At 59.3% G+C, this 22943-nt stretch carries 24 protein-coding genes; 15 read left to right on the top strand and 9 right to left on the bottom strand.

All coding sequences use genetic code 11. The annotated features are described in order from the left end of the window. Nucleotides 1–6 precede the first annotated feature (6 nt). Nucleotides 7–471 carry a DUF1348 family protein gene (locus ABHV46_RS09845; RefSeq protein ID WP_438381303.1) on the top strand — a complete coding sequence of 155 codons (465 nt, stop codon included), beginning with the start codon at nt 7–9 and terminating at the stop codon, nt 469–471. A 125-nt stretch (nt 472–596) separates the two neighbouring features. Here ABHV46_RS09845 and sodC read toward each other — a convergent pair whose 3' ends face one another. Further along, nucleotides 597–1130, bottom strand: coding sequence for a superoxide dismutase[Cu-Zn] (gene sodC, locus ABHV46_RS09850; RefSeq protein ID WP_438381304.1), 534 nt, complete (start codon nt 1128–1130; stop codon nt 597–599). 217 nt (nt 1131–1347) lie between these two features. Here sodC and ABHV46_RS09855 point away from each other — a divergent pair, with 217 nt between their 5' ends. The 3 genes from ABHV46_RS09855 (at nt 1348) to ABHV46_RS09865 (ending at nt 3450) form a co-directional block, all read left to right on the top strand. Continuing rightward, nucleotides 1348–1587, top strand: coding sequence for a DUF1272 domain-containing protein (locus ABHV46_RS09855; RefSeq protein ID WP_438381305.1), 240 nt, complete (start codon nt 1348–1350; stop codon nt 1585–1587). A gap of 160 nt (nt 1588–1747) precedes the next feature. After that, a complete protein-coding gene (locus ABHV46_RS09860) occupies nt 1748–2878 on the top strand; it encodes a catalase family peroxidase (protein WP_438381306.1) in 1131 nt (376 codons plus the stop codon). Beyond that, the gene (locus ABHV46_RS09865; RefSeq protein WP_438381307.1) at nt 2875–3450 is read left to right on the top strand and encodes a cytochrome b; all 576 of its coding nucleotides are present in this window, start codon (nt 2875–2877) and stop codon (nt 3448–3450) included. The genes ABHV46_RS09860 and ABHV46_RS09865 overlap by 4 nt, the downstream gene beginning before the upstream one ends. A 240-nt stretch (nt 3451–3690) precedes the next feature. Here ABHV46_RS09865 and ABHV46_RS09870 read toward each other — a convergent pair whose 3' ends face one another. Together ABHV46_RS09870 and ABHV46_RS09875 are read right to left on the bottom strand one after the other, a co-directional pair. Next, a complete protein-coding gene (locus ABHV46_RS09870) occupies nt 3691–4149 on the bottom strand; it encodes a hypothetical protein (RefSeq protein WP_336945828.1) in 459 nt (152 codons plus the stop codon). A 115-nt stretch (nt 4150–4264) separates the two neighbouring features. Then, on the bottom strand, nt 4265–5260 hold the full coding sequence (locus ABHV46_RS09875; protein ID WP_438381308.1) for an aldo/keto reductase: 996 nt from the start codon (nt 5258–5260) through the stop codon (nt 4265–4267). Nucleotides 5261–5364: 104 nt separating this feature from the next. Between ABHV46_RS09875 and ABHV46_RS09880 the strand changes: the two genes are divergently transcribed. Beyond that, nucleotides 5365–6657: an O-antigen ligase family protein gene (locus tag ABHV46_RS09880; protein WP_438381309.1), complete on the top strand. Its 1293-nt coding sequence runs from the start codon at nt 5365–5367 to the stop codon at nt 6655–6657. Nucleotides 6658–6777: 120 nt separating this feature from the next. On the opposite strand, the gene ABHV46_RS09885 is transcribed toward ABHV46_RS09880, so the two are convergent. Further along, nucleotides 6778–7863: a glycosyltransferase family 2 protein gene (locus ABHV46_RS09885; protein WP_438381310.1), complete on the bottom strand. Its 1086-nt coding sequence runs from the start codon at nt 7861–7863 to the stop codon at nt 6778–6780. A 315-nt stretch (nt 7864–8178) separates the two neighbouring features. Here ABHV46_RS09885 and ABHV46_RS09890 point away from each other — a divergent pair, with 315 nt between their 5' ends. From ABHV46_RS09890 to ABHV46_RS09900, 3 genes are all read left to right on the top strand, one after another. Further along, nucleotides 8179–9603 carry a hypothetical protein gene (locus ABHV46_RS09890; protein WP_438381311.1) on the top strand — a complete coding sequence of 475 codons (1425 nt, stop codon included), beginning with the start codon at nt 8179–8181 and terminating at the stop codon, nt 9601–9603. 97 nt (nt 9604–9700) lie between these two features. Continuing rightward, nucleotides 9701–10663, top strand: a complete 963-nt coding sequence (locus ABHV46_RS09895; protein WP_438381312.1) for a CobW family GTP-binding protein — start codon at nt 9701–9703, stop codon at nt 10661–10663. A 5-nt stretch (nt 10664–10668) separates the two neighbouring features. Further along, the gene (locus tag ABHV46_RS09900) at nt 10669–11694 is read left to right on the top strand and encodes a WD40 repeat domain-containing protein (protein ID WP_438384348.1); all 1026 of its coding nucleotides are present in this window, start codon (nt 10669–10671) and stop codon (nt 11692–11694) included. A gap of 151 nt (nt 11695–11845) precedes the next feature. On the opposite strand, the gene ABHV46_RS09905 is transcribed toward ABHV46_RS09900, so the two are convergent. Together ABHV46_RS09905 and cobT are read right to left on the bottom strand one after the other, a co-directional pair. Then, the gene (locus ABHV46_RS09905; protein WP_438381314.1) at nt 11846–12619 is read right to left on the bottom strand and encodes an adenosylcobinamide-GDP ribazoletransferase; all 774 of its coding nucleotides are present in this window, start codon (nt 12617–12619) and stop codon (nt 11846–11848) included. Then, nucleotides 12616–13644: a nicotinate-nucleotide--dimethylbenzimidazole phosphoribosyltransferase gene (gene cobT / locus ABHV46_RS09910; RefSeq protein WP_438381315.1), complete on the bottom strand. Its 1029-nt coding sequence runs from the start codon at nt 13642–13644 to the stop codon at nt 12616–12618. Before cobT ends, ABHV46_RS09905 begins: the two co-directional genes overlap by 4 nt. A gap of 48 nt (nt 13645–13692) precedes the next feature. Between cobT and cobU the strand changes: the two genes are divergently transcribed. From cobU to ABHV46_RS09925, 3 genes are read left to right on the top strand one after another with little or no spacing between them, the layout of a single operon-like run. Then, nucleotides 13693–14187 carry a bifunctional adenosylcobinamide kinase/adenosylcobinamide-phosphate guanylyltransferase gene (cobU, locus tag ABHV46_RS09915; protein WP_438381316.1) on the top strand — a complete coding sequence of 165 codons (495 nt, stop codon included), beginning with the start codon at nt 13693–13695 and terminating at the stop codon, nt 14185–14187. Continuing rightward, complete coding sequence (cobO, locus tag ABHV46_RS09920) at nt 14184–14792, top strand: cob(I)yrinic acid a,c-diamide adenosyltransferase (RefSeq protein ID WP_438381317.1); 609 nt, start codon at nt 14184–14186, stop codon at nt 14790–14792. Before cobU ends, cobO begins: the two co-directional genes overlap by 4 nt. A gap of 14 nt (nt 14793–14806) precedes the next feature. Next, nucleotides 14807–16240 (top strand): cobyric acid synthase, encoded by a 1434-nt coding sequence (locus ABHV46_RS09925; protein ID WP_438384350.1) that lies wholly within the window; start codon nt 14807–14809, stop codon nt 16238–16240. Between the two features lie 33 nt (nt 16241–16273). Here ABHV46_RS09925 and ABHV46_RS09930 read toward each other — a convergent pair whose 3' ends face one another. After that, nucleotides 16274–16663 carry a hypothetical protein gene (locus tag ABHV46_RS09930; protein WP_438381318.1) on the bottom strand — a complete coding sequence of 130 codons (390 nt, stop codon included), beginning with the start codon at nt 16661–16663 and terminating at the stop codon, nt 16274–16276. A 322-nt stretch (nt 16664–16985) separates the two neighbouring features. Here ABHV46_RS09930 and ABHV46_RS09935 point away from each other — a divergent pair, with 322 nt between their 5' ends. Next, nucleotides 16986–17894 (top strand): LysR family transcriptional regulator, encoded by a 909-nt coding sequence (locus ABHV46_RS09935; protein ID WP_438381319.1) that lies wholly within the window; start codon nt 16986–16988, stop codon nt 17892–17894. 52 nt (nt 17895–17946) lie between these two features. On the opposite strand, the gene bluB is transcribed toward ABHV46_RS09935, so the two are convergent. Further along, the gene (gene bluB, locus ABHV46_RS09940) at nt 17947–18585 is read right to left on the bottom strand and encodes a 5,6-dimethylbenzimidazole synthase (RefSeq protein ID WP_336946134.1); all 639 of its coding nucleotides are present in this window, start codon (nt 18583–18585) and stop codon (nt 17947–17949) included. Further along, a complete protein-coding gene (gene cbiB, locus ABHV46_RS09945) occupies nt 18582–19547 on the bottom strand; it encodes an adenosylcobinamide-phosphate synthase CbiB (protein ID WP_438381320.1) in 966 nt (321 codons plus the stop codon). The genes bluB and cbiB overlap by 4 nt, the downstream gene beginning before the upstream one ends. A gap of 8 nt (nt 19548–19555) precedes the next feature. Here cbiB and cobD point away from each other — a divergent pair, with 8 nt between their 5' ends. From cobD to ABHV46_RS09960, 3 genes are all read left to right on the top strand, one after another. Beyond that, nucleotides 19556–20593 (top strand): threonine-phosphate decarboxylase CobD, encoded by a 1038-nt coding sequence (gene cobD, locus ABHV46_RS09950; protein WP_438381321.1) that lies wholly within the window; start codon nt 19556–19558, stop codon nt 20591–20593. A gap of 235 nt (nt 20594–20828) precedes the next feature. Then, nucleotides 20829–21923 carry a tRNA dihydrouridine synthase DusB gene (gene dusB, locus ABHV46_RS09955; protein WP_438381322.1) on the top strand — a complete coding sequence of 365 codons (1095 nt, stop codon included), beginning with the start codon at nt 20829–20831 and terminating at the stop codon, nt 21921–21923. A 41-nt stretch (nt 21924–21964) separates the two neighbouring features. Further along, nucleotides 21965–22900 (top strand): helix-turn-helix domain-containing protein, encoded by a 936-nt coding sequence (locus tag ABHV46_RS09960; protein WP_438381323.1) that lies wholly within the window; start codon nt 21965–21967, stop codon nt 22898–22900. Nucleotides 22901–22943: the final 43 nt, after the last annotated feature.

The raw sequence follows: 22943 nt of genomic DNA on the forward strand, positions 1-22943 counted from the left end.
TCTGTCATGAGCCTCGTTCTCGTGCCGCCTTTCACGCATGACACAGCACGTCAGAAAGTGCGCCGCGCCGAAAATGGCTGGAACAGCCGCAACCCTGAGCAGGTCGCTTTGGCCTATAGCCCTGACAGCGTGTGGCGCAATCGCGACGTCTTTCTTCAAGGACGCGAGGCGATCATCGCGTTTCTGACAGAAAAATGGGCCAAAGAGCATGAATATCGCCTGATCAAGGAGCTATTCGCCCATGACGCTGCGCGTATCGCCGTGCGCTTCGCTTATGAATGGCACGACGCTGCCGGGCAGTGGTTTCGCTCCTACGGCAATGAAAACTGGGTATTCGATACTGAAGGTCTGATGGCGCGCCGCATGGCCTCGATCAACGATGTCGTCATCGCCGAGAAAGATCGCCTGTTCTTTTGGCAGCAGGGCACAAGACCTGAAAATCATCCGTCATTGAGCGACCTCGGTCTCTGAAGGATGGCCCGCGGGGCGCTGCCCCGCCCCCCGGAAAGGGGCAGGCCCGTTCATCCCGAGTTGAGGGTTTCCAAAGGGCGATGGCCCTTTGGCGGGGGTTGGGGCAGAGCCCTGTAGGGCTGTGTTCAGTTCAGTTCAGCACAGGCGATACGGGAACCGGCGCCGCCGATGGGCTGGGTGGTGTAGTCGTCGGGGCTGGTATGGACGATCAGAGCCGAGCCATCGGCGTCTTTGAGGGCTGGTCGGCCATCGGCGCCGTGAAGAGAGACGAGGGTCGAATAGAGCTCGACGGTCGCGGTGCCATCCCTGGCGACATAGAGATTGGGCAGGTCGCCGGCATCGGTGGCGTTGGGCGTCAGCAGGCCGTGCACGACAGGGGTGACGGCATGAACATGCCCACCGGCGCTGGTGAATTTCGGCGGGGTGCAGCTGCCTTTTTCATGGAAATGCATGCCGTGCCAGCCGGGGGCGAGGCCCTCCGCGACGATGCGCAGCAGCACGCCTTTTGGCGCCTCGGTGACGGTCACCGTGCCATGGGGCTTGCCGTCGGAGCCAAGCAGCGTGCCGCCTGCCGTATCGGCGGCATAGGCCTGAGACGAGGCGGTGACGGCCACAGCAAGAGAAAAAAGCGAAAGGGCATTTTTGTAAACTGCGCGCATGAGTCGGGCCTTTTGCAGACTGCGTCGAGCGAAGCCTGATGAAAATCAGATCGAAACGCGCCGAGACTGCCTGAGCTGAGAGCGCTTCGCAACATCGAGTATGGTAGAAGTCGTTTCTTTTCTGGAATATAAAGTCGGCGAAGGGCTTTTGTTTGAAAGGGAGAACAGCCTCGCAAGCAAAGCTCCTGCCTCGCTGTAAAGTTGAAAGAGACATCACATGCTCGAACTTAGGCCAGGCTGCGAATGCTGCGATCGCGATCTGCCTCCAGACACGGATCAGGCCATGATCTGCTCGTTCGAATGCACGTTCTGCCGGGATTGCGCCCTGGTCAGGCTGGATGGGCTCTGCCCCAATTGCGGTGGTGATCTCGTCAGGCGACCGTCAAGACCGACACGGTTTCTGGTGCGCTCGCCGGCTTCGACGCAACGGGTATTTAAGCCGCTCGGCTGCGCGTGAGGTATACGGCCGGTTAAAACGGATTTTCGTGACGATTCTGTCGTGTTTTCGATAGGCTGACGGCGCCAAAGATATTCAAGGGCAGGCGTCTGCCCGTTTCAGAGGCTGTCACGCGTGCGGCTCGTGCTGTCCGGTGATGAAATCCGGGGATTGGACTTTCATGGCAGGAAAGACGTCTGGTGGCTCTGGGGAGCTGATACGCTGGCTGGGGGTTGCGTCTCTGCCTTGCGTGCTGGCCGTCGGGTTTGCGGCTGCGGGGGGCTGGCTCAGTCCGCATCGTGTGACGCCCGACACACTGCTTGCTGCCCTTCAGGGCGTCGATGGCGCGCATCCGGGATTTCGGCGCAATCACGCCAAGGGCGTTTGCGTGTCAGGCTGGTTTGAAGGCAATGGGCAGGCAGCGTCCTATTCTCCGGCCTTCGCATTCGATTCGAAGCGCGTGCCTGTGATCGGGCGCTTCGCGTTGGCAGGGGGAATGCCCTATCAGGGCGATGCACCCGGAAAGGTGCGCAGTATGGCCCTCGCGCTGAAAGGGCCGGATGGGCAGGAATGGCGCATGGGGCTGAACGATATCCCGGTCTTTCCCGTCAGTACGCCACAGGAATTCCAGGCGTTGCAACAGGCTGTCCGCCCCTTAGAGGGAACGGGCAAACCCGACCCGTTGGCGGTCAGGACATTCCGTGCCGCACATCCTTGGCTTGCTTCGGCAGGCAAGGCGCTGGCAGATCGACCGATCACGTCAGGTTTCGAAAACGACACGTATAGAAGCCTCGACAGTTTCGTGTTGCATGGCGTCGATGGGCGCAGCACGGCCATGCGGTTTGCGATGGTGCCTGAAGAGCAGAAATTTGCCGATTTGCCGGGCCGGGGAGAGAACGCGTCGTTCGATCAGCTGGATGAGGCCGTTTCGGCCCATCCGTTACGCTGGACTCTCGTGCTGACGCTGGCGGGGGCGGGCGACGCAGTGAACGATCCGAGCCGGATCTGGTCGGCGCAGGATCGTCAGATTGCGGCGGGTACCCTTACCTTGACCCGTCTCGCGAGCGAGAAAGAGGGTGATTGCACCGGCATCACCTTCGATCCACTGATATTGCCCGAGGGTGTGGCGGCCTCGGACGATCCGGTTCTTCAGGCGCGTTCGGCAACTTATATGCGCTCTTTCGCCGAGCGCTCGCGGGAAAAACGACCCAGGCCTGCTTTCGACCCGGCGGTTTCGCCCGGTGGAAAGACCGACGAAAAATCCGGCGCGACACCCGGATCAGAGTCTGCTTCGCCGGAGAAAGCCTCATGAACCCGATCGTGTTTTTTGCGCGTACCTCGCGCGTTCTGCACTGGCTGATGGCCCTGTTGATTCTGATAATGCTGTTTGTGGGCGTGTTCATGGCGTCGAGTGTCGGGCCTGCCTATCATGCGCTTGTCGGGTTTCACCGCCCTCTCGGAATGGTCCTTCTGGCACTGGTCGTTTTGCGTCTGGTCAATCGCTTCTTCCACCGACCGCCCGCACTGCCTGCTGATCTGCCGCCGCTCATGGTTCTGGGGGCCAAGGCCTCGCACTGGGGGCTTTACACGCTGATGATGGCGCTGCCTCTCCTCGGCTGGGCCATGCTTTCGGCAGGCGGGTATCCAATTCCGCTTTTCGGAAATGGTTTTCTTCTGCCGCCCATTCTGCCGCATGACGCAGCCCTTTGGGGCTGGCTGCGGCTCGCCCATACGGTGCTGGCTTTCGCCCTGTTCGCCCTCATCATGGCGCATGGCGGGGCTGCTTTGTACCATTTCCTGATCCGTCGTGACGCTGTGCTGCAAAGCATGGTCGGCATCGGCTTGGTCTCTCCCGACCGGGAGCCTCCCGTCGCGCGTGACTGAGTGAGTGCCAAAAACATGCGAACGAGACCGATGGCTTGTCCCGTTCGATCGGGGTGGCAGCTCATCGTAAAGTGCCGTCAGGGCTGACGTGGATCTCGTGCACAACAGGCAACGCGTCCGAGACGAAACGATGTGTTGAAAGACGCCGGGCTCATGAGCAGCCCTTACAGCCAACCGCGTCACCGGACACAAAAAAAGCGGCCCGAAAGCCGCTTTTTCCGTCGATCGAGAGACCGGTAATCAGTCCTGGATCTGGAACGACAGACCCTGACCGCCAGCGGCGAGATGCGCACCGCGCGTTGCCGTGGTGATCTTGATCTTCACGCCATTGCTGTTGCTCAGGATGGCGCCGCCGATTCCGCGGTCGAGCGTGGCATCGCCATTCAGCGCACCGTAACCGCCGTCGAAATCATGCAGGTTCTTGAGGTTGTAGACGACACCCGTTGCTTCGATCTTCGAGAAACCGACTGCGGCGATATTTCCGCCCGAAATCTTGAAGCGATAGGTCTTGTGACCGAAGGTCAGCGTGCCCTGGCCCCAGGTATAGCCGATGCCCACATCGGCCGATTTGGCGGTGAGGGTGATATGGCCGACCGGCGTGCCAAGCGCGTCGGGTGCGGCATGCGCTACGGGCATGACGGCCAGAGCGGCTGCAGCGAAGGTGGAAGCGGCAAGTGCCCGGCGGGTAAATGAGCGCATCTGGATTGTTCCTCTCAAAAAGGGAATGCGTTGTGCAGCGTTAACTCACTGCATCAATTTTCGTTCCCGACCTGGCTTCAGATCGCGAGGCAGTGAAAACTAGGTCCCGATGCACCTAGCCGCGTTGCGGCGGCGCCATGAAATCGGGTTCGATCGGGTCGGGAACATGGGCGCGCAGAATGGCCTCGATCTCGTTCTGGTCCTGAGCGCTCAATTCCCAGCCAAAGGCGTCGTCGATCCCGTCGATCTGTTCGGGCTTGCGTGCGCCCCAGAGCGCAACGGTTGGCCCCTGATCGAGTACCCAGCGAATGGCGAGGGCCAGCATCGATTTATCGTGGCGTGCGGCAATGGCCGTGAGCGCCTCGACAGCGGCCAGATAGCGGTCAAACACCGGTGGCTGGAATTTTGGATCGCTGCTCCTCAGATCGTCTTTCGGAAAGCGCGTCTCACCGGTCATTTTCCCGGCCAGAAGCCCGCGACAAAGGGGACCATAGGCCATCACGATTGCTTTATGTGCTTTCGCGTAGGGCAGGATATCGCGCTCGGTGGTCACGCGTTCGAAGAGGTTATAAGGCGGCTGGATCGTGCTGATCGAGGTGATTGCGGCAAAGCTGTCCATATCCTTGACGGAAAAATTGCTGACACCGATCGCCCTGATCTTGCCTTCCTGTCGCAGCTTTTCCAGCTCATGAGCCGTGTCTTCGACGGGGGTTTTGCCATCTGGCCAATGGACCTGCTCCAGATCGATCACGTCGGTCTTCAGGCGACGCAGCGAGGCCTCTACCTCTTGGCGCACACGCTCGGGGCGGCTGTCTCGATAGACTTTGTGGTCGTCTGTCCAGGCCAGACCGAGCTTTGTCGCCAGCACGACGTCCTTGCGTCTGCCGCCTTCCAGCGCGCGGCCGATGACTTCTTCACTATGGCCAAATCCGTAGACCGGAGCCGTGTCGATGAAGTTGATCCCGTTATCCAGAGCGCGGTGAATGGTGCGTATGGCGTTGTCGTCATCGGGGCCGCCCCACATCCAGCCGCCAATCGCCCAGGTGCCGAGGGCGATGCGAGTCACGGGCTTGTCGATTCCCTCGATGGTAATCCTGTCTGCTGTCTTCATGATCTTGCTCCGTCCGGAAATGGTGACATCGCGTTCCATACGGTTGCACAGGGTAATCGTTGCCTCACTTGCGCCCTGTGCAGTGACGAGGCATCACCATTTTCATGACCAGAACCGATCGTTTTATGCCTGTGCTTGATCGTCTCGGCCTCGGGATGACGCTGCTATTGCCGGTGTTCCTGACCCATGGCCGGATCTTTTCGGAGATCATGATGGATCTGCTTGCGCTTGGCCTGTTGGCGCGCTCCGCATTGGGGCTGGGCTGGGGCTGGGCGCGTCAGTTCTGGGTGCGTGTGGCCCTGCTCTGGTGGGGATGGCAGATCGTATGTTCATTGCCCCACATCGGGCTGGGCTCATCCCAGGCGCTGACACAGGCCGTGCTGGCCATCCGCTTTCCGCTTATGGCTGCTGCGTTGCAGGTCTGGACGCTATCGACGGACAAGGCGCGCCGCAGCATGGCCTGGATGCTGGTCGCGTGCTGTCTCTATTTCGTGATGCAATTCGTCGTTCAGGCGGTGTTCGGTCATAACCTGTTCGGCTATCCACGTTATTTCGATGGCACGCTGACCGGCCCCTATGCTCATCCGCGCGCTGCGGCGCCCTTTTCGCGCCTCGTTCTGCCGGTCATGATGCTGGGCTGCGCGTGGCTGGTTGCCCATGCTGGCAAAAACGGGGTGACACCCGATCGCGCTGCAAAGTTGCGCGGCTTTCTGGCCATGAGCCTTCTGGCTATCGGTGTGGTTGGGCTGATGGTTCTTGCCGGACAACGTATCCCGATGGCGCTGACGATTCTGGGCATGGCCGTCTGCGCACTGTTCTATCGCCCTCTGCGCCCCGCCGCGCTGGCGGCCTTGTGCAGCCTGCCGGTGCTGGTGCTTCTGGCGCGTCTTCTTGCGCCTCAGGCCTTCCATCATCTCATCATTCTCGCAGCGCAGCAGCTCTCCCATTTCTGGCAGTCGCATTACGGTCTGGTTTTCACCCGCGCGGTCGTCATGGCACAGGCTCATCCCGTCACCGGGCTCGGTTACGACGCGTTTCGCCATGCCTGCGCCAATCCTGCCTATCAGCACGGGCTTTTCTGGTTGAGCTCCGCGCAAGATGGGGGGGGGACGAACATATGCGTGCAGCATGCGCATAATCACTACCTTCAGGCCTTAACCAATGCCGGTCTGCCAGGGCTGTTCCTCTTCGGAGGACTGGTTTTTGCCTGTCTGCGGGCGCTCTGGCCCGTGCAGGGCGCGCATCATGCCTGGCGCATCGGGCTGTTTGCCGCTTTTTTCGTGCAGGAATGGCCGTTGGCCTCTGCCAGCGATTTTCTCAATCTCCCGCTCGGTGGCTGGGCGTTCATGCTGCTCGGTGTGGGGCTTGCCGAGGCTGTCGCCTCAGAGCCTGTCTAGAAAGCCGTTGACTGATAACTCCGGCTCTGGATGCTGATGGTCAACCTGACATTGGCAGACAGCTTTGAGAGGGACGGGGCAGAAGCTTTTGGAGATCCCCTCCGACACCAGGTCGTTTGTTCAACGCTCGGGAGCTGGCCAGCTTCTGCGTAGGATGTAGATCGGGCGGCTCTTTGTTTCTTCGTAAATGCGACCGATGTATTCCCCTATCACACCGAGTGCGATTAGCTGCACGCCACCGAGGAATAATATGGCCACAATGATGGACGGATAACCATTCACAGGGTTGCCTACCAGCAAGGTGCGAAACATGACGAATGCACCATATAGAATCGAGAGGATTGCAGTGGCCAATCCGATATAAGAAGCTAAGCGCAAAGGCACTTGGCTGAACGACGTAATGCCTTCGATCGCGAAGTTCCATAGGCGCCAGTAATTCCAACTGGTCTTTCCGGCATAACGACCGGCCCGGCGATAAGTGATGGTCGCTGTGCGAAAACCAACCCATACGAACATGCCCTTCATGAAGCGCCGCCGTTCAGGCATCTGTCGCAGGGCATCGATCGCAGGCTTTGAAAGAAGGCGAAAATCCCCTGTGTCGCGGGGGATAGGAACATCACTCAAGTGGTTAATGATGCGATAGAAAAGATGAGCAGTGCCCCTTTTAATCCAACCTTCGCCATCCCTAGCCTCGCGCAACGCGTTGACGACCTCGAAGCCTTCGCGCCACTTGTCGATGAGCGCCGGAATGATCTCCGGTGGATCCTGAAGATCGGCATCCAGCGGGATGACGGCCTGGCCCATGGCCATGTCGAGCCCGGCAGTCATTGCGGCTTCTTTGCCAAAATTGCGGGAAAGATCCGCTACCCGAACCCTAGGGTCGCGTCGATGCAAATCCACGAGCATAGGAAGTGTCTGATCACGGCTTCCGTCGTTGATGCAAACAATCTCCCAACTCAGTGCTGTCGTATCAAGCACGGCTCGTAATCTATCGTATAGAGCTGCAAGATTAGCTTCTTCGTTATGACAGGGCACAACAATAGAGATGACAGGTGTCGCGGTTAATGTTTGGGGATCACTCAGATGTACGCTCGGGATCCGCGGGCTATCGGCGGGTTTTTCTAGAGGGGCGTTGGTGCCCGGCTGACTGCTGCTCATTGCGATGCCTTTCGAGAAAGAGAATGCGAGCAGCATCCGTGCCAGCATGTGTAGGGTATCGATAGCGTGGCACAAAATACCCGATATTGCCGGCGAAAGACATTACGAAGCTACGATTTTTTTCGAGCGCCATTTTTTTAGCCTCGATGGAGAAAAAATACACTGTGCTCTTTTATAATGACAAATGATGTAGTGTGTGGGTGCGCGAGGGATTGCCTGAAAACAAACCGTTCGGTGATATTTTAAATATTTTGCTCAAGGTCATTCCGATTGTGAGTCCGAAGGGCGAAAGAGCGCGTATCGAAGCGTCAGAAATTATCCGTCAGAGAGAAAGAATATGCTGAGGAAGCGCAGCCATGTTTCATGACTAATCCCAATACAACAGAGAATACCTTACAAGAGGTTGAGATCGGGCAGAGGAATCGACATCGGCTTGCGTGGCTCGCCGATCCCATTACGATATCTTCATTACTTGCCTGGATTGCGTTTCTTTTCCATGCCTATCTGCTGCCAGCGGGGCATTGGCAAGCTGATGATTATATCATGACCGGCCTTGCTAAGACGGCTGGTTTGAAGGGCTTTGTGGATCGTATGTTCGGGTGGAGCCCGAGACCCGTCGCAGAGTTGATCAATTATGGGTATTTTTCCCTCGTCAGCATCTTCAACCGTCCTTTGATCGGGTCATTCCTATGCGTTCTCTGGGGGGGGGCCTATCTGGGGCTAGCCCTGTGTAGCTGGCTCGCTGGGATAAGGCGGCCTCTTTGTCTGGCGATTTTATGGTTCGCTCTCGTTCTTCTCATGGCAAAACCCGGGGAAATGTTTTTTTGGCCCACAGGGGCAGACGTTTATCTCCCCTGCTGGGCGGCGTTTGCCGCAGCCTCAGTATTGCAGCGCTCAACCGGACGATCTCTTTCGGTTCTGTTATCGATATCCCTGCTGATTGCCGCTTTCTGCTCAGAGATTGGTGCCGTCACCGTGCTGCTTTACACCGGACTGCGGACTGTTGGATTGCTGATCAAGGGAGAAACGCGCTCCAGTATCATCGCACTGGTTCTCCCTGCGCTAGCTGCATTAGCGGTTTGCCTCATTGTTCAGATCCATCGTGTCCAGGTTGATCGAGAGATCATGGATGCTGGTTCCCACCTGGCGGGGCACTGGATCCCCAGCGCGATTGCCGCGGTTCCCAGCTTCGGACGGGAGTTGCTCGGTATTCAGGGCATGCCACTCTGGCTCGCCGCACTCGTAAAGCTGTGTTTGCTTCTGTCTCTGGGGGGACTGCTTGGCGAGAGCCGTACTCAGCGTCTACCTGCTTTGTTATGGGCTGCAGCTTTACTCTTGGGTGCTTTTATTGCGATCGTTTTGGCTTTTCATCAATTTGGTAATCTCTGCTGTGAGAGGCATGCAACTCTTCGTCAGGGAATGATCTTTCTTGCGATTGCAGTTTTCTCGACAGCTTTGGGGCATCAGGCCTGGAACGTCCGCAGATGGCTGCTCCCAATAGCAGTGATTATCCTGATGGGCTTTCGCGTTGACCCACTTTTGCACGACTTGTCGATCCGGCATCAGATCATGGTTATGCGGCAGGAAAGCTGGCACTCCGGGTTGAGTCACGAACCGAAAATGCAGATGACCGTCGGTCCGGAGACACGGTTACTTTCATCCGATGCGCTCCCTCCCGGAACGTATCACCGCCAATCACGGAGTGCTCCAGGCGATACGCCATGGTACGCGTGGGGTATCATGATGCTGTTCGATAAAGATGACCTGCAAATCACAATGGCGCATTAGGATCAGGCGTTGCAGTGGCAGACACCTCTGTTCCTCCCTCGTCTGCCACCCTATATGCTGAGCCCAAAGCAACCCCTCGCTAGCACCCGGAGTGCCGATGTCAGAGACCAAGATCCCCGTCACCGTTCTCACAGGCTTTCTCGGCGCTGGGAAAACCACGTTGCTCAACCATATTCTTGCCACTGAGCACGGACGCAAATATGCCGTGCTCGTCAATGAATTCGGTGAGCTTGGCGTCGATGGCGATCTGGTCGTCGATGCGGATGAAGAGGTTTTCGAGACCAATAACGGCTGCATCTGCTGCACGGTCCGTGGCGATCTGATCCGTATTCTGGGCAGTCTGCTGCGCCGTCGCGGCAAGTTCGATGGCATCATTGTCGAGACCACAGGCCTCGCCGATCCGGCGCCTGTCGCCCAGACCTTTTTCGTCGATGAGAACCTGCGCGAAAAGTCCCGGCTGGATGCAGTCGTGACTGTCGTTGACGCCTATAACGTCATGCAGACTCTCGATGAGAGCCCCGAAGCCGTCAGTCAGGTGGCGTTCGCGGATGTGATCATTCTCAACAAGACCGATCTCGTCGATGAGGCCGGTCTCGAGGCCATTGAGGCCCGTCTGCGTGGGATCAATGTCAGCGTGCAGATCCATCGCGCCTGTCATAGTGCGGTTGCGCTGAGCAATGTGCTCGATCAGGGCGGGTTCGATCTTGAGCGCGCGCTGGAGACCATGCCCGATTTCCTTGAAAACACCGAGCATTCGCATGAGGAGGGCGTGACCAGCATGTCCTTCTCCGTGTCAGAACCGCTCGACGAGCCGCGCTTTCAGGCCTGGATCGGTGCGCTGCTTCAGGAGCGTGGGGCCGATATTCTGCGTTCGAAGGGTATCCTGCATTTTGCCGGTCAGGAGGAGCGCTTTGCGTTTCAGGCCGTGCATATGATGGCTGACGGCGATTACATCGGCAAAGGCAAGGAAGGGGACAGCAAGGAGTCCCGTATCGTGTTTATCGGGCGCGACCTCAACCGTCCGCAGCTTCGTCGTGGCTTCGAGAGCTGCCGCGCATGAACGAGATGACCGAACTCCTTGCCACGCGTGGCGCGGAAAAGACCATCGGTTCGCCCGTGACTGACGTCGCCTGTGCCCGTGACGGTCAGACCTTTGCGCTGGGCACGGTCGAGGGCGAGATCTTCCTAATCCCCGTGGCAGGGCTCAAGCACCCGGAGACCTGGCAGCGCATCGAGGCTCATGACGGTGCCGTTCTCTGCCTCGCTCCCGATACGGGCAAGACCGGTTTCGTGAGCGGTGGCGAAGATAATCGACTGTGCCGCACCGAAACCGACGGCAGCGTTACCGAGCTCCATCGTGGGCGCCGCTGGGTCGATTGCGTGGCAACCACGACGGCCAATATCGCGTTTTCGGTCGGCAAGCAGCTCGAAATTCGCGACGCCACCGGTCAGACCACGCTGAAAACCCTCGATCACCCTTCGACGGTCACCGGCATCGCGTTCGACGCCAAAGGCAAGCGCGTCGCGGCCTCGCATTATAACGGCGTGTCGATGTGGTTCATTGGCGCCAAAGTCGACACGGTGCGTCCGCTCGAATGGAAAGGCAGCCACACGGCGATCGCCATTCACCCGGGTGGCGAAGCCCTCGTGACCGCCATGCAGGAAAACGATCTGCACGGCTGGCGTCTGTCTGACGGCCATAACATGCGCATGAGTGGTTATCCCAAGCGTGTCACCTCGCTATCGTTCACGCGCAACGGTCGCTGGCTGGCGACATCGGGCGCCGATGCGATCGTGCTCTGGCCGTTTTTCGGTGGTGGCCCCATGGGCAAGCCGCCCACCGAGATAGCGCGCCTGCCCGGCGTTTTCTGCTCTGCCGTCTGTGCCCATCCGAAGAACGACATCATCGCAGCCGGTTTCGAAGATGGCTCGGTGCTGCTCGCCGAGCTCGGCTCGGAGCGCGTGCTGCCGATCTGCCTCGGCAAACGCGGCAAGGTGACGGGTCTCGTCTTCTCGCCTCTCGGTGGGGTGATGGTGTTCGGTACCGATGACGGTGTGATCGCAGCAATCGATCTTTCATCGGCAGGGTGACGCAGTGATGGGGCTCTGCCCCATCCTCCGCCAAAGGGCAGTCGCCCTTTGGAAACCCAATTTAAAGGAATGAAAGGAGTGCGCCCCTTTCCGGAGAGCGGGGCAGCGCCCAGCAGATCTTGCCCGGTTGAGGCCGAAACGTTTGGGTTTCTTAGAATGGCAATGCGTCGAAACCCTTGAGACTTGCGCCTGTCAGCACCAGCAATTCGGCGATGATGGCGGTTGCGCCAAGAACATCGCCGGTATAGCCGCCGATTAGGCGATAGGCGACGCTGCACAGGCCAAGCGTGCCGAGGCAGGCGACCAGAAACAGCGACAGGGCGCCCAGCACGGAAAGCGAGCTGGCGATTACCGCCGTGAACAACATGGCGATCAGAAGACAGCGTGCGGGAAGGTGTCTCAGCTGGTGGGCGAGCCCGTCGGCGCGGGCGGGGCGCAGCCACAGGAGGGGCAGCATGAGAGCCAGGCGTGAAAAGGCGCCGGCTGTCATGAGGATGGAGATGATATGCAGTGGCTGGGCGGCGAGCGTGTTCATGGTGCCCGCACGCAGCAGCATCACGAGGCTGAGCGCGAGCCCGCCATAGCTGCCGATACGGCTGTCTCGCATGATTTCCAGGCGCTTTTGGGGAGTGTGCCCCCCGAAGAGCCCATCGACGCAATCTGCAAAGCCGTCTTCATGCAGGGCGCCGGTCAGAACGAGTTGCACGACGATCGCCCAGCCGGTGGCGACAATGGCAGGCATGCCGAGCGTGATGCCGAGCACCAGAACGGCGCCGGTCAGGGCGCCGATCGCACCGCCGATGAGAGGCCAGCACCAGCTGGAGCGGGCAAGGTTGATGTCACCGTGAGGCGAATAAAGCCAGCCCGTCGGCAGGCGCGTAAGCAGGCTCAAGCCTGCGGCTAGATCTGCGCGTATGTCAGTCATCTCTCTTTTTTGATTATTCGTTCGCTTTTATTGTCGATCGCGAAATCGCTGAAACTTGCCATATCGTTGTGACAGGCGAGTGCGGCCCGCACAAGCGGGATGGCCAGAGCCGCGCCCGACCCTTCGCCAAGGCGAAGCTGAAGGTCGAGCAGGGGGTCGAGGCCGAGAAAACCGGCGAGCTGGCGGTGCCCCTGTTCCTGTGATTGATGTGCGAGGCGCGTATGATCGAGCCCTGTCGGGTCGAGCAGGGCAAGCGGCGCAACGGCGGCGGTCACCACAAATCCGTCCAGTAGCACCGGTATGCGCCGGTGCCGCGCCGCCAGAGTAGCCCCCATCAGGGCGGCAAGCTCCCATCCGCCATAGATGCGGGCGAGATCAAGGGGGCTGTGAGCGCGCCCGTGCAAGGCGAGCGCCCTGTCGATGGCGCGTGCCTTTCTGGTGAGGCCCGCTTCGTCGAGACCCGCGCCCCGTCCCGCCCAGTACGAACCGTCCTGGCCAAAGAGTGCAGCGGCGAGGGCTGCGGCTGCGGTTGTGTTGCCAACGCCCATCTCGCCAAGCGCCAGTAGATCGCATCGGTCGGGCACGGCGTCATATCCTGTCGATACGGCCGCAAGAAAGGCCTCGGGCGACAGGGCCGGGTGAACCGTAAAATCGGCGCTGGGCTCCAGTTCGCCGATCGGCACGATATGCAGACGTGCATCGGCGATTTTTGCCAGCTGGTTGATGGCTGCACCCTGCTGCGTGAAATTATCGACCATGGCGGTGGTTACACTGGCAGGCCATGAAGAAACGTTCTGGGCCAGAACGCCGTGATTGCCGGCAAAAATGCAGAGATCGACCTGATCGATCTGCAAGGGGCGCCACGCGCCGAACCACTCGACCAGTTCCTCCAGCCGACCGAGGCTCCCTGCGGGCTTGGTCAGAACCGCCTCGCGTGCCTGTATCCGTGATACGGCCTCCCCATCGGCCATGGGGAGGGTGGTGCAGGCTGCATGCAGAGCATCGAGCGAGTGGAAAGATGACATAGCGCCTTTCTGTTGGGATAAGCACTGTTCTGCAAGGGGAAGCGGGTGATGAATTCCATTCTGGTTCTGGGTGGTGCGCGTTCGGGCAAGAGCCGACATGCCGAGGCGCTGGTCACGGCGCAATCCGGGCCTTGGCGTTATGTCGCTACGGGGCGCGCCTGGGATGACGAGATGCGCGCGCGCATTGCCCTGCACCGTGCGCAGCGCGGGGCGGGATGGGAAACGGTCGAGGCCCCTCTCGACCTGGTTTCTGCCTTGCATGGATCTCAGCCGGTTCTGATCGATTGCCTGACCTTATGGCTGACCAATTTAATTTTGGATGAACACGATATTGAAGCGGCGACGGAAAGCCTGCTTGATGCGTTGCGGCAGCGCACGGCCCTGACCGTTCTCGTTGGCAACGAGGTCGGGCTCGGTATCGTCCCCGATAATGCGCTGGCCCGGCGATTCAGGGACGAAGCAGGACTGCTGCATCAGAAACTGGCCCTTGGGGCGCGTCGCGTGTTGTTTGTCGCAGCAGGCTGCGCATTGGAGATGAAATGACGGCAGAAGACGAAACCACCCGCTATCGCGAGAAAATGCAGCATCGCAAGGCGGTGCAGGATCGCGAGGTGGCCGAAAAGACGATCGAAAAAGGGCTGCTCGCCGTTCATACCGGGCCGGGAAAAGGCAAATCCACAGCCGCTTTCGGGTTGGCGCTGCGCATGCTGGGATATGAGCGCAAGGTGGTTGTGGTGCAGTTCATCAAGGGGGCCTGGGATACGGGTGAGCGCCGGGCGCTGATGCGATTTGGGGATCTGGCGCAGTTTCATGCGCTGGGTGAGGGTTTTACCTGGGAGACGCAGGACCGCGCGCGCGATATCGCGGCTTGCGCCCGTGCATGGGAGCAGGCTCTGGTGGCTCTGGCGCAGGAGGAGGTGGCGCTCGTTGTGCTCGACGAGCTCAATATCGCCCTGCGTTATGGCTATCTCGACGAAGCGACCGTCATGGCGGGGCTGCGCAATCGCCCGCCACAGCAGCATGTGGTGATCACCGGGCGCAACGCGCCTGTCTGGTTGACCGAAGCTGCCGATCTCGTGACCGAAATGACGCTGGTGAAGCATCATTTCAAGGACGGGGTGAAGGCACAGCAGGGAGTCGAATTTTGAAACCACGCGCCCTGATGTTTCAGGGAACGGGGTCCAATGTCGGCAAGTCGGTGCTTGTCGCGGGGCTGGCCCGCGCCCTGACACGACGCGGGATGAAGGTCCGACCGTTCAAGCCGCAGAACATGTCCAACAATGCCGCCGTGACGGCTGATGGGGGCGAGATAGGCCGTGCCCAGGCGTTGCAGGCGCTGGCCTGCGGTGTAGCGCCGAGCGTGCATATGAACCCCGTCCTGCTCAAACCGCAATCTGAGCATGGGTCACAGATCATCGTGCAGGGCAGGGTATGGGGCCATAGGCAGGCACGCGCTTATCAGGAGGTCAAACCCCTGCTCATGCCTGCCGTGCTCGAGAGTTTTTCCCTGTTGCAGGCTGAGGCTGACATCGTGCTGGTCGAAGGGGCCGGGTCGGCCTCGGAGGTTAATCTCAGGCGCAACGACATTGCCAATATGGGTTTTGCCCAGGCGGCAGATCTGCCTGTTATTCTGATCGGCGATATCGACAGGGGCGGCGTGATTGCGAGCCTTGTCGGCACGCAGACTGTACTGCCTGCATCGGACCACGAGCGTATCAAAGGGTTCATCGTCAATCGCATGCGTGGCGACCCCAGCCTGTTCGATGACGGGATGCGGTTTATCGCAGAGAGAACAGGCTGGGCACCTTGTGGGCTCGTCCCTTTTTTCGGGCGCATGAAAGAGCTGCCGCCAGAAGATACGGGGGATCTCGCTGCGGGCTGGCAGGGCAGCGGCGCGCTGCGTATCGTCGTGCCGCTCATGCCCATGATCGCCAATTTTGACGATCTCGACTCTCTGCGCGCCGAGCCTGAAGTGTCGCTGGCTTTCGTAACGCCAGGCGAGGCGTTGCCCCCCTGCGATTTGGTGATTTTGCCGGGGTCGAAAGCTACAATAGCCGATCTGGATTTCTTCCGGGCTCAGGGCTGGGATGTCGATCTTCGGGCACATTATCGTCGTGGTGGACGTATTCTGGGTCTGTGCGGCGGATATCAGATGCTCGGGCGCAGTGTTGCCGACTCCGGCGGTCTGGAGGGCGCCCCTAGTCAGCGCACGGGTCTGGGTTATCTGGACATTGAGACCGAACTGATGCCAACAAAGGTTGTGCGGCAAATCGAGGGCAGTCTGCTTCCTTCAGAGGCGCCGGTCTCGGGATATGAAATTCATGCAGGTGTGAGTTTCGGGCCGGGGGTGACTCGCCCGCTCGTCAGGTTTTCCGATGGTCGGTCTGACGGGGCGCAATCGGAAGATGGACAGGTCTGCGGGACCTATCTTCATGGCCTCTTCGATAGTGCGGCGTCGCGTGAGACAGTCCTGGCCCAGTTCGGTCGGACGTCAGATCCTTTTGATAACACGCAGCGGATTCTCTCAGCGCTGGACGCGTTGGCGGATCATCTCGACGACCATCTATCCATCGATCAAATGCTGTCGTTGTGCTGAGGCTGGTATTTTGAGCGGTGGTATGGAGGCGTGTCAGTAGGCGGGCAGCGCTCTGGGCTGTTCGGAAAACAGCATACGCACGTAATTCAGGGCATCGAGCATCACACCGTTCTCACGAACAGAATAAGGGTCCCCCTTGACTGAAAGGCAGACGGCTTCCTGCTCGCTCGATGTCGCGACCTTCGGGAGATAGACCCGGCTTACATTTTCGAGAAGATTCCAGACAACGCGGACGGATACAGTTTGCTGTGCCGACTTGTTCAAAATTTCGGTATCGGAGTTGAGAAAAGAAATGGCCTCGCTCAGATCGTCACTATCGACGCATGTATTTTTCACGACGCTCTGGGCTTCGGCGGAGAGATCGTCACCGAAAATCATCTTCGACTCATAATAGTCGTGATGCGCCATAGGCGAATTTTGCATGATTTCAGAACTAATTGCTGAAGAATTCCAGCAATTTTCTGTCATATATTTCGTGCCGCTTGGCGTATTGAAGTTATGCATTTCGATATCCGGTCTTGATTATGTATTGCTTGCCGATTTTTCTGATAAGGGCTTCGAAAAAGCTGCATTAGCTACCAGCGTCTTCAGAATTTTTTAACGTAATGTAACGAATATGATTATGTCATACATAGGTGTTGTTTTATTTTTACGTTCCTTAACCTTCGCTGAAATGCTGTGTAAAAACAAGGCCAGTTTTAGCAACGCATCGTTCGTTTTTAACGAACGCCCACTGTGAGAAAAAATGAAAAAGAAGATTAATTTCAATGGGATGATGTATTTTATGTCAGTGGTTGAGGTGGGATCTGTTTCGGCAGCGGCCCGAAATCTTGGGGTGTCAAAAAGCGTTATCAGTAAGTCGATCAGCGATCTGGAAGCGTCATTGCAGACCTGTCTCTTGGTGAGAACGTCAAAACGGATTTTGCCGACGCGGGCAGGAGAGGCCTTTTACAAGCGATGCAATGCGGGGATTGCGGAGATTGAGACGGCTTACCTTGACGCTCAGTACCACGGCGCCTCACCGCAAGGAGAGTTGCGTGTGCTCGCAAACGCCGCTTACGGACGTTATGTTGTGTTGCCGGTGGTGCAGGCTTTCGCGGTGCGTTATCCCGCCTGTCGTGTCAGTTTCAACCTTGCTGATGACGTTTCAGAGGCCAGGATGAGATCTTTCGACGTGGCGATCCGTACACGGAGTTTCGATGACCACGCGCTGCACGTCCGTCGGATCGGCAGTTTCAAGCGTCATCTTGTCATTGGGAAAGAGTTTCAGGAGCGGTGGGGTCCCGTCGACAATTTCGAAGCGCTGCACCGTCTGCCATTTATCGACTATGTCAATCACATCGGATCGGCAGGCTGGATTTTCAGCGACGGCGTGTCGGAGCGGAATATCCAGTTTGACTCGAGGCTGTCTCTCGGGCCGATCAATCTGGTGCTTGAGAGCGTCATGGACGGTCTCGGGTTTTCGGTCATGCCGAGTTTTCTTTACGACCACCCCATCGTGCAGCCCCGGATAAAACTCCTTTTGCCCGACTGGTCAGCAGAATCGGGAAGTATTCTTGCCTACACGTATCCTGCAAGACAGCGTTCAGCAGCGGTGCGGATTTTCGTCGATTGGGTGGCATGTGCAGCGCAAGGACTGCCTTTCCCGGATTAAAGATGGCAAGCCACTTTGCTCGGTGAGGCTCAGGCGCAATGCGATGGCAGACTTAGCGCAGGATCCAGCGTTGTCTCTCCGACGAGCGTTGTTCCCAGCCGCGTCGTTCGAGTTCGGGTGTGTCATGCGACTCGTCAGGATAGCCAATACAGAGATAGGCCATGAAGCGCCATTCCGGCGCGGCGCCAAGCAGGGCGTTCATATGGTTGGGGTCCAGAATCGATACCCAGCCCATACCGACATTATGTGCCTGCGCGGCGAGCCAGAAGCTGTGGATGGCCATCACAGCAGACCACTGGACGGTTTCTGGCATGGTCAGGCGGCCGAGGCCACGCCCTTGTGCAGGATCGGGATCGCAAAAAACAGCAATATGATGGGGTGCCCGGTCTAGGCCGGCCAGTTTCAGCTGTGCATAGGATTGGCTGTCAGATTCGTCGCGTGCGTTGAGCGCCTCTGCATTGCGTTCGGCAAATTCCGCCCTGACGGCGTTCCGTCTGGTTTCGTCGTCCACGCGCATGAAGCGCCACGGCTGGCTGAGTCCTACCGAAGGTGTGGTGCAGGTCAGAGCCAGCATGTGGTCCAGGACGGTTTCAGGTACAGGATCGCGCCTGAAATGGCGAACGTCGCGACGCCACTCAAAAAGCGTATCGAGCTGGTCGCGAAAGGATTGGTCGAATACCGGGGACATCAGATATTTACTCCAGTCAACAGGCCCAGCAGACAGATCGCCTGAATCAAACACCCGAGGCGATACAGCCTCAACGCCCTTGCGAGATCCTGTTGCCCGGCGTCGTCTCTCCCATTCCCCATCCAGGAATCGGCAACGACAACGCCATCATACTGTCTCGGGCCTGCCAGACGCAAAGCGAGGGCTCCCGCCATGGCTGCTTCGGGCCATCCGGCGTTCGGCGAGCGGTGGCGCGCGGCGTCACGTCTTATGGCCCCGATCGCACCTCTGACCGAGCCGCCTGGTAAAAGGGCGGCGAGGCATAGCCATAATGCGGTAAGGCGTGACGCCGGGATATTGACGCAATCGTCGCAAAGCGCCGCAGCCCTGCCGAAGTCGCGATAGCGGGGCGAAAGATGGCCGATCATGCTGTCAGCGGTGTTGATTGCCTTGTAAGCGACCGCTCCGGGCAGTCCGAACGCTGCCAGCCAGAAAACCGGAGCAACGACGCCATCCGAGAAATTCTCGGACAGACTCTCGATGGCGGCGCGTACAACCCCTGCATTGTCGAGCGTCTCCGGGTCGCGCCCGACAATCTGCGATACGGCGCGTCTCCCTCCCGCAAGGCCACCCTGCCTCAATCCTGTCAACACGGCACGAACATGATCATGAAGCGCACGCTGGGCGATGAGCGTGCTGGCACAAAGGGCCTCTAGAGCGAGGCAGAGGCCTCGTGGCATAAAATGATGCAGCAAAATCTGCGCCGCGATCGTGATGCCTACCGGCAGGGCAATGATCAGCCCAAGCGCGAGTAGTCCGCAGGCCCGCCCATGCAAAATGGATTTCTCTCCACCGAGTAAGTGATCGAGCGTCGTGATCAGGCGCCCGATCCATGTTACCGGATGGCCGATCCGGCGAAAAATCGCGTTCGGATACCCGAAAGCCGCCTCGATCAGAAGGGCGCAAAGGGTCAGGGAAAGGAACATGAAACGAAATGACCGGGCTGCATGAGAAGGCGGACCATAGCATGACACCCTGGCCGGTGCATGGTGGTCGATTGAGCGAATTGGCGCGGTTTTTTCCCGAGGCTCCCACGCCCTGGGTCGATCTGTCGACCGGCATCAATCCGCATGCTCATCCACAGGCGAGCCTCGAACCCTCCCTGATGCAGCGCCTGCCAGACCCGCTGGAGGAACAGGCTCTTCGCTTCGCCGCCGCAGAGGCTTACGGCGTCAGTCCGGATCACGTTCTTGTAGGTGCCGGCACGCAGATGTTGATCGGCCTTCTGCCGGTCTTTCTTCAGCGTTACTTCACGCCGTCGGTCATTCGCATTCTCGGGCCGACCTATAGCGGTCATGAAGCCGCCTGGCGTGAGGCCGGATTTGAAATCGATCATGTCCCACATGGGGCGGCTCTGGCCATGCCTGCCAAGCATATGGTGAGCGTGGTTTGTTCGCCGAACAACCCCACCGGGCATCGCCTCACCCTTGGCGAAATCGGGTCTCTGGCAGAGAGCCATGCCCGGCTGGGCGGCATGATCGTTGTCGATGAAGCCTTTGCAGATTTTTCTCCCGAGAGTGCCGCATCGTTGCTGCCGCATCCGGGACTCATCATCTGTCGTTCCTTCGGTAAGGCTTATGGCCTGGCAGGGTTGAGAATCGGCTTTTTGCTCGGTTCGCATCCGGTCCTTCACGCCATGCGAGCCGCCATAGGGCCGTGGCCTGTCAGCACGCCAGCCTGTCATATTGGTCGCGATGCCCTTTGCGACCGTGACTGGCGCATGGCCATGGCTCCTCGTCTGGAACGTGAAATGACCGCCCTGCGTAAGGTGGTGACGCAGGCAGGCCTCGAATGCGTGGGGGGAACGTCGCTGTTCAGCCTCTATCGCTCGCCTCACGCTCAGAAGATCTGGGAAATTCTTGCCCGAGCCGGTCTTCTCGTTCGCCGTTTCGACTGGGATGACACCCTGCTGCGTTTTGGTCTGCCGCCGGATGAGGCAAGTCTCAAAAGGCTTGCCAAGGCTCTTGAGTGAAAAGGGTCATGGGGCTTTGCCGCATTTCCCGCTAAAGAGTGGTCGTGCTTTGGAAATCTCACTGAAGGGGATGAAAGGGGTGCGCCCCTTTCCGGGGAGCGGGGCGGCGCCCCGTAGAGCTTGCCCAGTCGACGTTGAAGCGTTCACCGGGCTTGGTCCACTGATTTTTTCGTGCCGCACCATGGCGCGATCTCTGATTGCTTCGGGCAGGATGCGTCGGTATCCTTGAGGAATCATGAGCAATTCTTCTTCACCTGACGTGGCTGGGTCGCGCCGCGCCCTTGAGCTACGCCCTATCGATCTCGGGGGTGGCGTCATTATCGAGACGCCAGTCATTCTGGCGCCGATGTCGGGTGTGACCGATCTGCCGTTTCGTCAGCTCGCGCGCGATCTGGGGGCGGGGCTCGTCGTGTCGGAGATGATCGCTTCATGGGCGATGGTGCGTGAGAACGAAAACACGCTGCGCATGGCGCGCAGTGCCGAAAACGGGCCGAATTCGGTGCAGCTTGCCGGATGCGATCCTGAAGCCATGGCGCAGGCGGCGAAAATCGCAGTCGATCAGGGCGCCGATCTCATCGATATCAATTTCGGCTGCCCGGTAAAGAAGGTGGCGGTCGGGCAATCGGCGGGTTCGGCGTTGATGCGCGACGAGGTGAAGGCAGCGGCGCTGCTCGAGGCCACGGTCAAGGCGGTGTCGGTACCGGTCACGCTCAAGATGCGTATGGGCTGGGATCACCAGTCGCTCAACGCGCCTCGACTTGCCCACATTGCCGAGGATGTGGGGATACGTCTGGTGACGGTGCATGGGCGCACGCGGCAGATGTTCTATAACGGCACGGCAGATTGGGATTTCGTCAGAACGGTGAAGGAAAGCGTCAAGCTGCCGGTCATCGTCAATGGCGATATTGTTTCCATCCAGAATGCACGCGACGCGCTGGCCGCCTCGGGCGCCGATGGGGTGATGATCGGACGGGGTTGCTACGGTAGACCGTGGTTTCTGGCGCAGGTGGCGCAATCGCTCCGTTCGGGTGAGGATATGCCGGATCCCGATCTCGCGGCTGAAAAAGACATCGTGCTGCGTCATTACGGTATGATGCTCGCTCATTTCGGCGAGCGGCCGGGCCTGAGGCTCGCGCGCAAGCACGTCTCTTGGTATTCGCACGGCCTGCCGGGTTCGGCGGCGTTTCGCGCCAGTATCAACAAGATGGATCAGGCGCAGGACGTGATCGATCATCTTACGGCGTTTTACGATCAGCAGATCGCCGCTGGGGTCGTACGCGATCGCGAGAGCACCCATCAGCGTTGCGACGCGATCGAAGACGCGGCCTGAATGCGTTCTGATGAGGGTCATCTCAGCAAGCGCGTGAGTTTGTGAGGGGCGCGCCGCCCGGTCAGGGCAGTGCCCCGGCCAGTCTCGGCTTTGATGGGCAGTCCGACTCCGTCAGACAGTTGCGTGACGGGTTGGATGCGAGCCTGGCGGCTTTCGGTCTTCATGTCCTGACAGGCGAGTCCGGCAGCGGCAGAACGCGTGCGGCGCGTTATCTCTGGACCCAATCGGGCAGGAATGGCCGGTTCGTTCCTGTCATCGACCGGCTTTCCTTTGAGGAGGCCCTGGCGGATGCGACGACCGGCTGTCTTTTCATCAATGAAATCGGTCTGGCGGAGCCCGGTCTCCAGGCGGCTATGATGCAGATGCTGCACGGCAGAGACGGCACGGAGCGCCCTGCCGTCATCTGTACGAGTTCCTGGACGCCAGCGCGTCTGGTTCAGGATCGTCGCATGAGCGAGGCATTGGGTGCGGTTCTGGCCTCGCGGAATCTGTCGGTTCCCCCGGCGCGCGACAGGCATGACGATCTTTCGGCGGTGTGCGCGGTATGGATGGGGCAAAGCGGCAGCCAACTCGCCCTGCATGAGGATTGCCTGCCCTGGCTGGCCCATCAGGACTGGCCAGGCAACTTCAGGCAGATGCGGCAATTGCTGCATCATGCGTCTCAAAGCGTTCAAGGGGCTCTGCTCACCGCTTCGCGCCTGGCTGATCTGCATCGCGTCGATACAACGCCCGATGCTGCGTCTTTTCAGGGGTTGATGGCACGCTATCTGCCTTCCATGCTCGATCTCGAAACCGATACGCAGGGCACGCTCCATGCGCGCGTTCTTGCAGAAGTCGAGCGTCCGCTGTTCCGCCTCGTGCTGAAGGCGACCGACGGCAACCAGATCAGGGCCGCCGCCCTGCTCGGGATCAACCGGAACACGCTGCGCAAACGTTTGCAGCTTCTTGGCATTGAAGTGGGCCGCTCTCGATCATGACAGGCAATGACGCCCCACACCGCCCCAACGATGACCGGCGTAT

This window comes from Asaia sp. BMEF1, from assembly GCF_051628905.1.
In the GTDB taxonomy this organism is placed as follows: Bacteria; Pseudomonadota; Alphaproteobacteria; order Acetobacterales; family Acetobacteraceae; genus Asaia.